This is a genomic window from Streptomyces sp. NPDC093260 (genome assembly GCF_040683715.1).
GTDB classification, from domain to species: Bacteria; Actinomycetota; Actinomycetes; order Streptomycetales; family Streptomycetaceae; genus Streptomyces; species Streptomyces sennicomposti.
In genome coordinates this window covers 339,146-353,127 of sequence record NZ_JBFBEK010000001.1, presented here as the reverse complement: position 1 = coordinate 353,127, position 13,982 = coordinate 339,146, and the positions used below count along the sequence as shown (strand labels likewise).

Below are 13,982 nucleotides of genomic sequence, written 5' to 3'. Positions count from 1 at the left end.
GCCGCCCGGCCCTGGGCCCGAACGGCCTCGCCGTGACCGAGGCCACGCTGAGCAGCCCCGCAGGGCGCACGCCGCGGGATCGAACCCGCCGTCGGCGAGGCGTCCCCGTGCGGCGAGTGACGCGGGGCGCCCCGGTGCTGTCGGGCCGGGGCGCCTCGCGGGTCGGTCGGGTCAGCCGCCGAGTTCCTGGTGGCGGGCCGACAGGCGGGCGGCGCCCTCCTCGGTCGGGGAGCCGAACAGGCGCAGCCGGGAGATGCCTCCGTCCGGGAAGATGTCCACGCGCGCGTGCGTGCCGACGGCGGGCGCGGGCAGCACGAAGCGGTGGTTGGTGTCGGGCTGGAGGCGGGTGCGCGGCAGGATCTCCGTCCACGCGCCGTCCTCGCCGTCCTTGACCGACACCGACGCCCAGCCGGCGCTGTTGCCCTTGAGGTAGGCGGTGTCGATCTCCAGGGCGCGGATCTGTGACTGGGCGACCAGCTGGTAGCGGATCCAGTCGTTGCCCTGGTCGCGGCGGCGGCGGGTCTCCCAGCCGTCGTCCATCTTGCGGGAGCGGCCCGGCTGGATGGTGTTGGTGGCCGGCGAGTAGAAGAGGTTGGAGGCGTCCTCGACCCGGCCGCCGTTCTCCAGGGCGACCACGTCGAACGTGCCGAGCACGGCGAGCCACTTCGGGTCGGGCACGACCTCGCCGTACACGCGCAGCCGTGCGATGCCGCCGTCCGGGTGCTGGTTGAGGCGCAGGTGGGTGAAGCGCTGCTCCGCGGCGACCTCGAAGCCGTTGGCCGCGTGGCCGCCGACCGGGGTGCGCGCGACGAGGGTCGTCCACTTGACGTCGTCGGCGAGGAGTTCCTCGGGCGAGGGCGAGCCCGGTACGCAGGCGGCCTCGACGGACACGGCCTGCGGGTAGTTGCCGCGGAAGTGGGCGGTGTCGACGACGATGCCGCGGACGACGCCCGGCGCGCCGAGCCGGATCAGCGCCCAGTCGTGGTCGTCGGCGGTGGGCCAGGGGTGGCCGGCCAAGGCGCCGCGGCGGCGCCGGGTCTCCCAGCCGTCCATGACCTTGCCCTTGTGCCCGAAGTGCTCGGGGTCGAACTCGGCGCGCTCGGGCACCAGCAGGTTCTCGCGCTGGGCGAAGAACTCGTCGTTGGCGGCGATCACACCGGCGCCGAGGTGGCGGTCGGCGAGATTGGCGTACTGGGTGAAGGGGAAGTCGGCGGTGCGGTAGTCCGCGTACGGGTCACCGCCTCCGTAGGGGTTCGCGTCGCCGGTGAAACGGGGTGTCGCCGTCACGGTGATCAGTTCTTCCTTTCGGGAGCCGGCGCTCGGCCGGTGCGGATGCGGTGCGCTCACGGTGCGGACGCGGTGGCACGCGCGGGAGGTGGCTCAGGGCCGCTCGGTCACCTCGGGCCGGGTCAGCAGGCGGCCCTTGGGCGCGGTGAACCGGCCGTCGGCGACGATGCGTTCGCCGCGCAGCCAGGTGGACTTCACCACGCCGTGCAGGGTGCGGCCGGCGTACGCGGTGACGCGGTTGCGGTGCTGGAGGGCGGCCGGGTCGACGGTGAAGGTCTCCTCGGGCGCGAGGACGGCGAAGTCGGCGTCCCGGCCGGTCTCGATGGCGCCCTTGCGGTCGAGGCCGACGAGGGCGGCGGTGCGCGCGGACATCCAGCGGACCACGTCCTCCAGGGTGTGGCCGCGCCTGCGCGCCTCGGTCCACACGGCGGACAGGCTCAACTGGAGGCCGGAGATGCCGCCCCAGGCGGTGGCGAAGTCGTCGGTCTTCAGGTCGGCGGTGGAGGGCGAGTGGTCGGTCACCACGCAGTCGATGGTGCCGTCGGCCAGCGCCTGCCAGAGCAGGTCCTGGTTGGCGGCCTCGCGGATGGGCGGGCAGCACTTGAACTCGCTGGCACCGTCCGGGACTTCCTCGGCGGTCAGGGTGAGGTAGTGCGGGCAGGTCTCGACGGTGATCCGTACGCCCTCCGCCCGGGCCTCGGCGATCAGCGGCAGCGCGTCACTGGAGGACAGGTGCAGCACGTGCACGCGCGCGTCGAGCCGCTTGGCCTGGGCGATGAGCGCGGCGATGGCGGTGTCCTCGGCGTCGCGCGGCCGGGAGGCGAGGAAGTCGGTGTACTTGGGGCCGCCGTGCTGCGGGGCGGCGGCGAGGTGGTGCGGGTCCTCGGCGTGCACGATGAGCAGGCCGCCGAAACCGGCTATCTCGGCGAGGGAGACGGCGAGCTGATCCTGCGTCAGGTGCGGGAACTCGTCCACGCCGGACGGCGAGAGGAACGCCTTGAAGCCGAACACGCCGGCGTCGTGCAGCGGGCGCAGGTCCTTGACGTTGCCGGGCAGGGCGCCGCCCCAGAAGCCGACGTCGATGTGCGCCTTGTCGCGGGCCACGTCCTGCTTGATCCGCAGGTTGTCCACGGTGGTGGTGGGCGGCAGGGAGTTGAGCGGCATGTCGACCAGGGTGGTGATGCCGCCGGCCGCCGCCGCGCGCGTGGCGGTCCAGAAGCCCTCCCACTCGGTGCGGCCGGGGTCGTTGACGTGCACGTGGGTGTCGACCAGGCCGGGCAGCAGGACGTCGTCGCCGAGGTCTTCCAGCCGGGCTCCGGCGGGGACGTCGGCGTCGTGGGGCAGGACGGCGGTGATCGTGCCGCCGGCGACCGCCACGGAGGCGGGGCGCGTCCCCTCGGGCGTGACGACACGCGTCGAGCGCAGGACCAGTTCAGCGTCGGACACCCGGACCCCTCTCTTGTTTCAACATTCTGTTGAAGGAGTCTTCACTCCCGCCCGGACCCCGTCAAGAGGCACACTGCTCTGTGGACGTCACGACGGCCACACTCTGGACGTTTCCACAAAGCGGAATTAGAATTCCAACAGACAGAACGTAGTTCCGTACAGGCAGGGAGTCAACCGCCCCCCGGGTAGGCTTTGGCCCTTCCTGCCCGCCCCGAAAGGAACGCGCCGTGCCGACGTCCAGCGCCAGCACCACCGACTCCGCCAAGCCCTCCGCCAGCGGTGGGGTCCAGTCCCTCGAGCGCGCCTTCGACCTGCTCGAGCGGATGGCGGACGCGGGCGGCGAAGTCGGGCTGAGCGAGCTGTCCGCGACCAGCGGACTGCCCCTGCCCACCATCCACCGCCTGATGCGCACGCTGGTCGCCTGCGGCTACGTCCGCCAGCAGCCCAACCGGCGCTATGCCCTCGGCCCCCGGCTGATCCGGCTCGGCGAGTCCGCCTCCCGGCTGCTGGGCACCTGGGCGCGCCCCTACCTGGCCCGGCTGGTGGACGAGACCGGCGAGACGGCGAACATGGCGCTGCTGGACGGCGACGAGATCGTCTACGTGGCGCAGGTGCCTTCCCGGCACTCGATGCGGATGTTCACCGAGGTCGGCCGGCGGGTGCTGCCGCACTCCACGGGCGTCGGCAAGGCGCTGCTCGCGCACACCCCGGAGGACGAGGTGCGCGCCCTGCTCGCCCGGACCGGCATGCCGGCCGCCACGGACAAGACGATCACCACTCCGGAGGGCTTCCTGGCGGCCCTGGCGGACGTGCGCAAGCTCGGCTACGCGATGGACGACAACGAGCAGGAGATAGGGGTCCGCTGCGTCGCGGTCTCCGTCCCCGACTCCCCCACCGCCGCCGCGATCTCCATCTCCGGTCCGGCGGGCCGGGTCACCGAGACGGTGACCGAGCGCATCGTCCCGGTCCTCCAGCAGGTGGCGGCGGAGCTGTCGCAGGCCCTGACCAACCCGGGCCCGGCCGCCTGAGTCCGCTCCGACGGCCGGCCGGGACCCGGCGCGCTACGGCAACGGCGCGGTGAGCCGCCCGTCGCGCATCCCGTGCACCGCGTCCGCCAGGTCCAGCCGGCCGCGGCCGTGCGTGCCGAAGACGGTCGCGGCGCCCCGGTCGCGGGTGAGGCGGGCGAGCAGGTGACGCCGGCGCCCGTACCGGCTCCCGCCGCTCAGCCGCGTGGCGGCTGCCCGAACAGGTCCACCGCGGCCCGCACCTCGGACAGGGCGGGGCGCAGGGCGCTCACCGAACCTACCGATCCGGCGATCAGCAGCAGGGAGCGGCGCAGCCGCGGTATCTCGGGGACGCCGTGGGCGGCCATCGCGGCGAGGGCGGCGAGTTCGTCCTCGGCTATCGAGCGGTCGGCGAACTCCACGGGATGAGCAGCCAGTTCACGGCGTAACCGGGACACGGCGGTGCGCAGCCCCGCCACCCTCGGGTCCTCTTCGCTGCCCGCCACCGGCCGCTGGTCCAAGCTCCGCAACACAGCCCTCCCCCTCGCACTTCGTCGTGCGCAGTCCCCGGACGCGGGTAGTAAACGACACCGGGGGCGGGCCGCGCCAGCACGGGGACCGAAATTCAGCCCCACGGAACCCGCGCGGCCGTCGGGCGGTCGGGTATGCAGGACGCATGACACGCACAGACGACGAGGTGAGCGGGCCGGACGGGGCGGCGGGGTCCGGCGAGGTGGCCGGGCTGGTACTGGCGGCCGGGGGCGGACGGCGGCTCGGCGGGCGACCCAAGGCGCTGCTGACGCACCGGGGCCGACCGCTGGTGGAGCACGCGGTCGCGGTGCTGCGGGCGGCCGGCTGCACCCGGGTGCACGTGGTGCTGGGGGCGCGCTCCGGCGACGTGCGGGAGCGGGCGCGGCTCGCGGACTGCGTGCTGGTGGACAATCCGGCCTGGGAGGAGGGCATGGGGTCCTCGCTGCGGGCGGGACTGGACTCGCTGACCGGTTCGGGGGCGCGGGCGGCACTGGTGTGCCTGGTGGACCAGCCGGGCGTCGGCGCGCGGGCGGCGGGCCGGGTGCGGGCCGCCTTCCGGGACGAGACGTCGCTGGCCGCGGCGGCGTACGAGGGGGTGCGCGGGCATCCGGTGCTGTTCGGGGCGGCGCACTGGGCGGGCATCGCGGCGAGCGCGACCGGCGACCGGGGGGCACGCGCCTATCTGAAGGAGCACGCGGCCGAGATCACGCTGGTGGAGTGCGGCGACGTGGCGCAGCCGTACGACATCGACACCGAGGCCGATCTCGCGCGCCTGGAGTGAGCCGGTCCGGCGCGTCCGGAGGGAGCCGGTCCGGCGCGCCGGGAGTCGACGGCGACCTGGAGTGAACGGCGTGGCACTGAACGCCACAGTCCCTCGACCCAGAGAATCTCGACATCAACAAACCATTGAACTTCCACCATGAGGAAACTAGTATCCACTGATCAGAAGCGCCTGGCCGATCCATGGGCGCCATATACCCCATTCGTGCCTCTTGGCATCCAGTGCCGCGGCGCGGTGGCGGTGAACGTGGTTCGCTGAAGAAGCTCCCCCGAAGGAAGTGACAGCTCATGTCCGCACCAGCGCCGTCCCCGCTGGCCATCGTCGACGCCGAGCCCCTGCCCCGGCAGGAGGAGGTCCTCTCCGACGCGGCGCTCGCCTTCCTGGCGGAGCTGCACCGGCGGTTCACGCCGCGCCGCGACGAACTCCTCGCCCGCCGGGCGGAGCGCCGCGCCGAGATCGCCCGCACCTCCACCCTCGACTTCCTCCCGGAGACGGCCGCGATCCGCGCGGACGACTCCTGGAAGGTCGCCCCGGCCCCCGCGGCCCTGAACGACCGCCGGGTCGAGATCACCGGTCCCACCGACCGCAAGATGACCATCAACGCGCTCAACTCGGGCGCGAGGGTCTGGCTCGCCGACTTCGAGGACGCCTCCGCGCCCACCTGGGAGAACGTCGTCCTCGGCCAGCTCAACCTGATCGACGCCTACACCCGCCGCATCGACTTCACCGACCCCGGGTCCGGCAAGTCGTACGCCCTGCGCCCGGCCGGGGAACTGGCCACGGTCGTGATGCGCCCGCGCGGCTGGCACCTGAACGAGCGGCACCTCGTGGACGCCGGCGGCCGCCAGGTCCCGGGCGCCCTGGTCGACTTCGGCCTGTACTTCTTCCACAACGCCCAGCGGCTGCTGGACCTCGGCAAGGGCCCGTACTTCTACCTGCCGAAGACGGAGTCGCACCTGGAAGCCCGCCTCTGGAACGAGATCTTCGTCTTCGCCCAGGACTACGTCGGCATCCCGCAGGGCACCGTCCGCGCCACCGTCCTGATCGAGACGATCACGGCCGCGTACGAGATGGAGGAGATCCTCTACGAACTGCGCGACCACGCCGCCGGGTTGAACGCCGGCCGCTGGGACTACCTGTTCTCCATCGTGAAGAACTTCCGTGACGGCGGCGAGAAGTTCGTCCTGCCGGACCGCAACGCGGTCACGATGACGGCCCCGTTCATGCGCGCCTACACCGAGCTCCTCGTGCGCACGTGCCACAAGCGCGGCGCGCACGCGATCGGCGGCATGGCGGCGTTCATCCCCTCCCGCAAGGACGCCGAGGTCAACAAGGTGGCCTTCGAGAAGGTCCGCGCCGACAAGGACCGCGAGGCCGGCGACGGCTTCGACGGCTCCTGGGTCGCCCACCCCGACCTGGTGCCGATCGCCATGGAGTCCTTCGACAAGGTCCTCGGCGAGAGGCCGAACCAGAAGGACCGGCTGCGCGAGGACGTGGACGTGAAGGCGGCCGATCTGATCGCGATCGACTCCCTCGACGCCAAGCCGACCTACGCGGGCCTGGTCAACGCCGTTCAGGTGGGCATCCGCTACATCGAGGCGTGGCTGCGGGGCCTGGGCGCCGTCGCCATCTTCAACCTGATGGAGGACGCGGCCACCGCCGAGATCTCCCGCTCGCAGATCTGGCAGTGGATCAACGCGGGCGTCCAGTTCGAGAACGGCGAGAAGGCCACGCCGGAGCTGGCCCGCAGGGTCGCCGCCGAGGAACTGGCCGCCATCCGCGAGGAGATCGGCGAGGAGGCGTTCGCCGCGGGCAACTGGCAGCAGGCCCACGACCTGCTCCTGCAGGTCTCCCTGGACGAGGACTACGCCGACTTCCTGACGCTGCCGGCGTACGAGCGGCTGCGGGGCTGAGTCCCGGGTGTGAGCGGCCCCTGGGAGACACGTCCCGGGGGCCGCTCACACGTGTGTCCGCACGGGTTCGCGCACGGGCCGCCGCACGCGTTCCCGCACACGTGCTCGTACGGCGCTTCCCCGGGGCGGAGCTACTCCAGGTGGGCCGACCAGTCCTTCTCCGCGGCCGGCTTGCCGTGAAGGTCGGGGACCCGCTTGAGCCAGTCGGGGCGTCCCGCCTGGGTCCTCGCCGCGCGCCGGGCCTCCTCGGCGGCCAGTTCGGCGCGGCCGGGGAAGTCCGTGGGCAGCCAGGCCGCGGAGGCGGCCACCCGGGCGGCGAGGTAGTCGACGTAGGCGGCGCGCAGCTCCCCGGGGCCGACGAAGCCCGGCTCGTCGGCGAGCCACGCGTCCGGCACCTCGGCGAGGACCGACCGCAGCAGCTCGCGGGTGACCCGGGGGGCGAGCTCGGCGTCGGCGGCCCGGACGTCGGGGCCGTAACGCCCGAGGGCGTGGTGCCGGAAGTCGTACGCCTTGTCGGGCGCCGAGGTGTCCCAGCGGTGGTGGAAGACCAGGGCGGCGCCGTGGTCGATCAGCCACAGGCGCGGCGGCGCGGTGCCGAGCGTCGGCCAGATCATCAGGTTGGAACTGTGGACGGTGCGGTCCACGTTGGCCGTCAGCGCGTCCAGCCACACGATCCGCCCGGCCTCCAGCGGGTCCACCGCGAAGCCCTCGGCGGCCTCCGGGGTGAAGTCGCGGGCGCCCGGCAGGTAGTCCATGCCGAGGTTGACGCCGGGACTGGCGTCGAGCAGGTCGCGCACCTCCTGGTGGGGTTCGTGCGCGGCCAGCCCCGGGTCGAAGTGCACCAGCACCAGCTCGGGGAACCGCAGCCCGAGGGCGCGCGCCAGCTCGCCCACGACCACCTCGGCGACGAGCGCCTTGCGGCCCTGGGCGGAGCCGGTGAACTTCACGACGTAGGTTCCGAGGTCGTCCGCCTCCACGACGCCGGGGACCGAGCCGCCGGAGTGCAGGGGTTCGACGTAACGGGTCGCAGTGACTTCTCTCAGCATCTTCCCGTCCATCCCCACCGGTCGCCACCCTGCACGACGCCAGCATAGTGATCACACGTGCCGGACCGGCGGGGATGCGGGCTCGCGGGCGCCCCCGACCGGCGCGCCCTTCCCGTCACGCCTTGTGCCGCCCCGTCTCGCCTCCGTGCCGCATCGAGCCGCGCGCCGGGTCGCTCACGCTCCGTGTCCGCGGCGGGGCCGCCCGTCGAGTTCGGGGCGTACGCCGGGTCGGTGGTCCAGCGGTAGGCCGTCGCCCCCCCCCCTTGGGCAGGTCGCGTCCCGTCACGGGTCTGCCTTTCGTGAGGCGTCAGCAGTGACGTAGCGGCTGCTCCCTCGTGCCCCGATCTGACGTCTCCTACGCCCCCGCCAGCGGGTTGCGCAGCGGGCGGTAGCGGGCGGCCGCGCCGTCGGCGCCGGTCCAGCGCAGGAGGAGGTTGGTCTTGGCGGGGAGCGTGGGGGTGGTGAGCAGGGCGGGGATCTCGGGGAGGGGGTGGCGCAAGAGTTCGCCGCGGACGGCGGGCCAGGGGTCGAAGCCGGGGTGGCGTTCGGCGAGGGCCGCGGCGATCTCGGTGAGGTGGTTGACGACCAGGCAGTACACCAGCCGTTCCCAGCCGGCCGCCCGGCTGGTCTCCGGCAGCAGCTTCACGCCCTCCGCGTCCCGGAACAGCGCCTGCACGGGCAGCCCGGCCGCGTCCACGGCGATCAGCGAGTTCTGCAGATGCGCCTCCAGGACGACGCCGTGGTCGGCGAAGGCCGCGAGGGCGGGCGGCACGACCTGGCGCAGATACGCCGCCCACCAGACCGCCGGGTCCGTCGGGCCGTCCAGCGGGTTGCCGTCGAAGCCTTCGGCGAGGGCGGCGGCGAGCAGCACCGTCGTGCCGGGCAGCGCGTGCCGGCCGAGCCCGTCGCGGACGACGACGGCCAGTTCCTCGAAGGCGAAGGAGGCGGTGCGGTAGCCGCGGTCGCTCAGCCAGGCCGCCGGTCCGTCCAGGTTGGCGAAGGCGGCCACGGCGGCCGCGTCCGTGCGGCGCAGCCTCAGCAGGTCGTGCCGCCACAGCCGGCGTACGTCGTTGGTGATCCGCACGTCCAGACTGAACTTCAGGAAGAGATCGGGGCCGGCGGCGTGGACGGTGCGGACGGCCGCCGTCGGGCACGTCTCGAACGGCGTGTGCCCGAGCCGCAGCAGCCGGCCGTCCGCGAACGCGGCGGCGAGGTCGCCGCCGATCAGCTCCAGCTGCCAGGGGTGCGCGGGCAGCAGCCGGTAGCCGGACGGGGCCTGGCCGAGCACGTCGAGCGCCGAGACGTCGCCCTCCTCGACGGCCAGGTCCTCGCGCACGGCGAGCAGCGTCAGCGGGAAGCGCGCGTACGCCTCGGGTGCGTACGGCAGCCAGGAGCCGACCGGGCCGCCGCCCCGCGCCTTGGGCGCCGGGTGGTAGGGGTGGCCGGTGACGAGGGACTGCTCGGAGCGCAGATACGGATCGGCGGGCGCCGCCGCCCGCTCGCGGGCGGCGAGCAGCGCCGCCACCGCCTCCCGGCTGTCGATCATCTCGGCGGGCAGTTCGTCGTTGGTCAGGCCGGTGTGCCGGCGCAGTTCCTCGGAGACGAGTTTGACCAGTTCGGTGTGGCCGACGCGCTGCCAGCCGCCGTCCGTGCGGACCTCGGGTTCGGCGGGCCGCCGACCGGTGCGCACCCTCAGCAGCCGTCCGCCGCCGGGCAGCCGGTACGCCTGCCGTCCCGCGGGGTCCGGGCAGGGCTGCGCCAGTTCGCGGATCAGGCAGTTCAGCAGGGGCGCGGCGGCGTACGCGTCGGCGCGCGCTCCGGCGTCGGCGCTGAGGGGCATGGGCTCCACGCGTTCCATTCGTTCCATACGTCCACACGGTGCGATGTGATCAGTATGTCTGCCCGGCGCGCGCTACCGTGACGCCCGACCCGCAACCGAAAGGCCGATCGTGCACCGTTCCCCGACCGCCGATACCGAGATCGGCGAGGAGTTGGCCGTCGAGCGGCCCGGCCTGGTCACAGGGTACGACCGGGAGCTGCCCGGCGCGCGGGCGGCCGTGCTGACCCGCCTGTGGCGGGCCCTGGCTCACGAGCCGCTGCCGTGGATCGCGGGCCGGGAGCGGGTGCGGGACGGCCTGGTGCTGCGGCTTCGCGACGGCCGTACGCTCGACGGCCCGCCGTCGGACCCGTACGCCACCGCCGCGTACGTCTCGGCCGTCCGTCTCGACGGCACGTCCTACGACGATCCGGCGCGCCTGGTGACAGAGCTGGCCGTGCCGCACGGCGAGGCGTTCGCCGCCGAACTGGCGCACAGTGTCGCCTCGTTGGCGCTGGCCAGAGCCGACCGGCCGCCGTCTCCCGGCACTCACCCGAACGAGTGGCCCGCGACGGACTGGGAGTGGGAGCAGCGGGTGGTGGACGGGCACCCCTTCCATCCCAACTGCCGTTCCCGGCCCGGCTTCTCGGTGGCCGAGCAGCTGGCGTACGGCCCGGAGCACCGGCCGGTGGTGGAGCTGGGCCTGCTGCCGGTTCCCGTGGCGGAGTGCCTGGTGAGCGGCGAGTGGCCGAGCGAGCTGCGGGAGGGCGGGCGGCTGTTGATGCCGGTGCATCCGTGGCAGGCACGGCATGTGCTCAAGCGCGCGGACGCGGGCGGCACAGGCGGGAGCGGCGGGCTCGTGGCGCATCCGCTGATGTCCCTGCGCACCCTCGCCCTGCCGGACGGTCCGCACGTCAAGACGGCGCTGTCGGCACGGCTCACCTCGTCGGTGCGGGACATCTCGGTGGGCTCGGTGGCGGCCTCGGCGGTGCTGTCGGCCTTCGCGCAGGAGCTGGCCGGCCGCACGGACGGGCTGCTGCACGTCACTCGCACCCTCGGCGCGGCCACCGCCGGCACGGCGGACCTGGCGGCGCTGTGGCGCGAGTCCCCGCGCGCGTACACGGCACCGGGCGAGCACGTCCTGCCGGTGGCGGCCCTCGCCACCACGGCCCTGCCCGCATCACCCTCCTGGACGTCGGACTTCACCCGGCTCGCTCTCACGGCCGGCCTGCGGCTGCTGGAGCTCGGCGTGGCCCTGGAGGCGCACGGCCAGAACCTCCTGGTGGTGCTCTCCGCCTCGGGCGCGCCACTGCGGCTGGTCTACCGCGATCTGGCGGACATCCGGGTGAGCCCGGCGCGCCTCGCCCAGCACGGCATGAGGCCGCCCGAGTTGCCCGCCCGCAATCTCACCGACGACCCCGTGGCCCTGCGCCGCAAGCTGTTCGGCTCCCTGGTGGCGGGCGCGCTGGCGGGCACGGCCGGCTCGGCCCCGGCGCTGCGGGCGGCCTTGGAGACGGCCGTCGAGGACCTGCCGGACACACCCGACACCCGGGCACTGCGCGAAGATCCGCTACCTGCCAAGGCGTTGACGCTGATGCGGTTGTCGCCGGGGCGATCGGGGGATATCTGGACCCGACTGCCCAACCCTCTCGGCGTCATCGGGGTCGCATGACGCCGGGCGGCTGGATATCGGTCATCGTGTGTACCGAAAAGGACACATCGGCCCCTGCGACACCGCCCGGGAGGTAGCTCTGTGGAGTCCACACGGCACGAGAGTCCCGAGAGCAGCAGATGACTGACGGCAACAGCAGTGACGGCCTGATGACGCCGATCCGCCCGGAGCAGTTGGAGCCCGGAGCGGTGATCGCGCAATCGCTGGACAACCAGTGGGTTCCGGCGCCTCTCGCCAAGGACATGATCGCGCGCGGGCGGTCCCTCGACCAGATCGCCCCGCAGCGGCTCCAGGAGGTGCGGGCGGAGTACTTCCGCAGCCTGATCAACGCGAGCCAGGTGGTGATCAACCGCGCCTACTTCTACAACAACGACGCGATCAGCCGCGACTTCGCGGAGGAGGGCGAGGCGCGCACGGCGCACCAGAAGCTCCTCGCGTCGGGGGCCATCGTGCCCTTCCTGCTCAACGAACGGCACCCGGCCGAGGAGCCGCCGGCCCATCTCCACGCCCGGCCGGACGGGTTGACCGCCTGGCAGGAGACGCTGGCGGGGATCGCGGCCACGGACCGGGTGCGCTGTGTGCGCATGTCCTGGGACGACACCTCGGGCGACCAGGAGAACCGGGAGCAGACCCGGATCCGCCTGTTCCAGCCGTTCGCCGAGCGGGTGCAGGGCCTGACGGCCAAGGACATCGACGTCCTCGCCGCCCAGGTCGGTGTGGACCGGCGGGACGCGGACCGGTTCGCGCGCCGGCTCGGCGAGGTCGTCGCGTTCAGCAACGACCTCAGCGTCCGCAGGCAGCCGGTCGTGCGCAACACGCTGTACGAGGAGTTCGTGTCCGTGCCCGGGACGAACATCGCTGAGGGCAGATACGACGGGGGCAAGCCCTTCGCGGCGGAGATCAAGCAGCTCCTCGACCTGATCTACAACGTCAACCTGGCCGACGCGCTGGGAGGTTACCCCCTCACCCCCGTGGGCAGCCTGCGCCGGGTGGTGCTCCAGGAGGCCCGGGAGGCCAGGAGCACGGCGGGTTTCATCGAGGACCCGGAGCAACTGCTCACCCTGCTGCGGCGGCAGAGTTTCGCCACGGTCCAGGACCATCTGACCCCGGCCGCCGTGAACGCGCTGACCCTGCACGACATCTGGCAGCTGCGACAGACCTCCGCGTGGAACGAGTACGTCCGGGCGTTCGGCGCGCTGACCGCCGCTCCGGAGGCGTTCCACGACTCGGTGGGCCGGGTCTTCGACCGGTACGTGCGGCTCAACTCGGAGATCCTGAAGCTGGCCCGGCATCGCCGGCGGGCCCGCCCGGCCCCGTGGCGTCCGGTGGTCGAGGTGGTGGTCACCGTGGGCGCGGCCGTGTTCACCGCCGTCAGCGGCAACGACCTGTGGGAGGTGGCGGGTTCGGTGCTGCCGCTGACGGTGAGCGGGTCGCTCACCGGATCGGTGCAGCTGGTGCTGCGCAACCGGATCGCCGGGCGGCAGGAGCAGCGGTTCGCCCGCGAGATAGCCGCCGTGCGGCTGGCCAGTGAACGGGAGTGGGCGCAGTTCCACGATCTCGTACGACGGCTGCCCGGCTACCGGGACGCGACCGGGCCCGGCGCCACCGGCACGGCGTCCACGACCACCCAGGACAACGAAGACCTGCCCGAGTACTGACCCCGGAGTACGCCCTTGCACAGCCCGAAAGGTCCGATGAGCCGGTACGAGGCCCTGCGCCGGGCCGTCCCCGAGTGGTTCCGCAACGACCCCGGAGAGATCGAGATCCTGACGGAACCGGCCTCGGTGCGCCGGGCCCGGCGCGCGGCCGCCGCGGCCGGACGGGGCCCGCGGGGCCGGGCCGGGGCCCTGTGGGCGCGGCTGAGGGCGGTGGTCCGGCCGGTCCGGACCGGTGTGGTCTCGGCCAACCGCTATCTCTGGTACCTGCGCGACCCCGTGCGCTTCCCCGACGGCCGGCTGGGCCTGTACGACCGGCTTCTGCCGCCTCCCGACGCCTCCCCCGGCGTGGTGGTGCTGCCCCTGCTCGGACCCGAGCGCAAGGTCGTGCTGATCGAGCACTACCGGCACGCCACCCGCCGGCGGCACTGGGAGGTGGTCCGGGGCTTCGGGGACCCCGGCGCGACCGGCGAGGAGAACGTCGCACGGGAACTGGGCGAGGAGATCGCCGCGACCCCGACGGAGGTGATCGCCCTCGGCGACGTCCACCCCGACACCGGCCTGCTGGCCCATCAGGTCCGGCTGTACGCGGCGCGGGTGGACGGCTACGGCGATCCGGAGCAGGGCGAGGCGATCGGGAGGGTCGTCACGGTGACTGCGGGCGAGGCGGAGGCCATGGTGGCCGACGGGCGGATCACCGACGGGTTCACCGTCGCGGCGCTGTACCGGGCCCGTCTCGCGGGTCTCCTGGCCACGGACCGGGAGGGCGGTGCGACCTGACGGCGCGACGGGGACGGCCTCCACGGGCACCCGTCGTTTTGAAGCGGGACG

At 73.3% G+C, this 13,982-nt stretch carries 11 protein-coding genes; 6 read left to right on the top strand and 5 right to left on the bottom strand.

The window, feature by feature from the left end:
• Nucleotides 1-171 precede the first annotated feature (171 nt).
• Nucleotides 172-1,287 carry an allantoicase gene (gene alc, locus AB0N63_RS01380; protein ID WP_365522452.1) on the bottom strand — a complete coding sequence of 372 codons (1,116 nt, stop codon included), beginning with the start codon at nucleotides 1,285-1,287 and terminating at the stop codon, nucleotides 172-174.
• Between the two features lie 93 nt (nucleotides 1,288-1,380).
• Nucleotides 1,381-2,733, bottom strand: coding sequence for an allantoinase AllB (allB, locus tag AB0N63_RS01375; protein WP_365522449.1), 1,353 nt, complete (start codon nucleotides 2,731-2,733; stop codon nucleotides 1,381-1,383).
• A gap of 227 nt (nucleotides 2,734-2,960) precedes the next feature.
• Between allB and AB0N63_RS01370 the strand changes: the two genes are divergently transcribed.
• Complete coding sequence (locus tag AB0N63_RS01370) at nucleotides 2,961-3,761, top strand: IclR family transcriptional regulator (RefSeq protein ID WP_365522447.1); 801 nt, start codon at nucleotides 2,961-2,963, stop codon at nucleotides 3,759-3,761.
• A gap of 194 nt (nucleotides 3,762-3,955) precedes the next feature.
• Here the strand turns inward: AB0N63_RS01370 and AB0N63_RS01365 are convergent, their stop codons facing one another.
• Complete coding sequence (locus AB0N63_RS01365; protein ID WP_365522445.1) at nucleotides 3,956-4,270, bottom strand: DUF5955 family protein; 315 nt, start codon at nucleotides 4,268-4,270, stop codon at nucleotides 3,956-3,958.
• A 143-nt stretch (nucleotides 4,271-4,413) separates the two neighbouring features.
• Between AB0N63_RS01365 and AB0N63_RS01360 the strand changes: the two genes are divergently transcribed.
• Both AB0N63_RS01360 and aceB read left to right on the top strand, forming a co-directional pair.
• Nucleotides 4,414-5,049: a nucleotidyltransferase family protein gene (locus tag AB0N63_RS01360; RefSeq protein WP_365522442.1), complete on the top strand. Its 636-nt coding sequence runs from the start codon at nucleotides 4,414-4,416 to the stop codon at nucleotides 5,047-5,049.
• Between the two features lie 287 nt (nucleotides 5,050-5,336).
• The gene (gene aceB, locus AB0N63_RS01355; protein WP_365522440.1) at nucleotides 5,337-6,962 is read left to right on the top strand and encodes a malate synthase A; all 1,626 of its coding nucleotides are present in this window, start codon (nucleotides 5,337-5,339) and stop codon (nucleotides 6,960-6,962) included.
• A gap of 131 nt (nucleotides 6,963-7,093) precedes the next feature.
• Here the strand turns inward: aceB and AB0N63_RS01350 are convergent, their stop codons facing one another.
• Both AB0N63_RS01350 and AB0N63_RS01345 read right to left on the bottom strand, forming a co-directional pair.
• Complete coding sequence (locus AB0N63_RS01350) at nucleotides 7,094-8,008, bottom strand: HipA family kinase (protein WP_365522438.1); 915 nt, start codon at nucleotides 8,006-8,008, stop codon at nucleotides 7,094-7,096.
• Nucleotides 8,009-8,363: 355 nt separating this feature from the next.
• The gene (locus AB0N63_RS01345) at nucleotides 8,364-9,866 is read right to left on the bottom strand and encodes an IucA/IucC family protein (protein ID WP_365522905.1); all 1,503 of its coding nucleotides are present in this window, start codon (nucleotides 9,864-9,866) and stop codon (nucleotides 8,364-8,366) included.
• Nucleotides 9,867-9,957: 91 nt separating this feature from the next.
• Between AB0N63_RS01345 and AB0N63_RS01340 the strand changes: the two genes are divergently transcribed.
• The 3 genes from AB0N63_RS01340 (at nucleotide 9,958) to AB0N63_RS01330 (ending at nucleotide 13,931) form a co-directional block, all read left to right on the top strand.
• Entirely contained in the window at nucleotides 9,958-11,496 is a 1,539-nt protein-coding gene (locus AB0N63_RS01340) for an IucA/IucC family protein (RefSeq protein WP_365522435.1), read from the top strand.
• 119 nt (nucleotides 11,497-11,615) lie between these two features.
• Nucleotides 11,616-13,154: a hypothetical protein gene (locus tag AB0N63_RS01335; protein WP_365522432.1), complete on the top strand. Its 1,539-nt coding sequence runs from the start codon at nucleotides 11,616-11,618 to the stop codon at nucleotides 13,152-13,154.
• Nucleotides 13,155-13,190: 36 nt separating this feature from the next.
• Nucleotides 13,191-13,931 (top strand): NUDIX hydrolase, encoded by a 741-nt coding sequence (locus tag AB0N63_RS01330; RefSeq protein WP_365522430.1) that lies wholly within the window; start codon nucleotides 13,191-13,193, stop codon nucleotides 13,929-13,931.
• Nucleotides 13,932-13,982 lie beyond the last annotated feature (51 nt).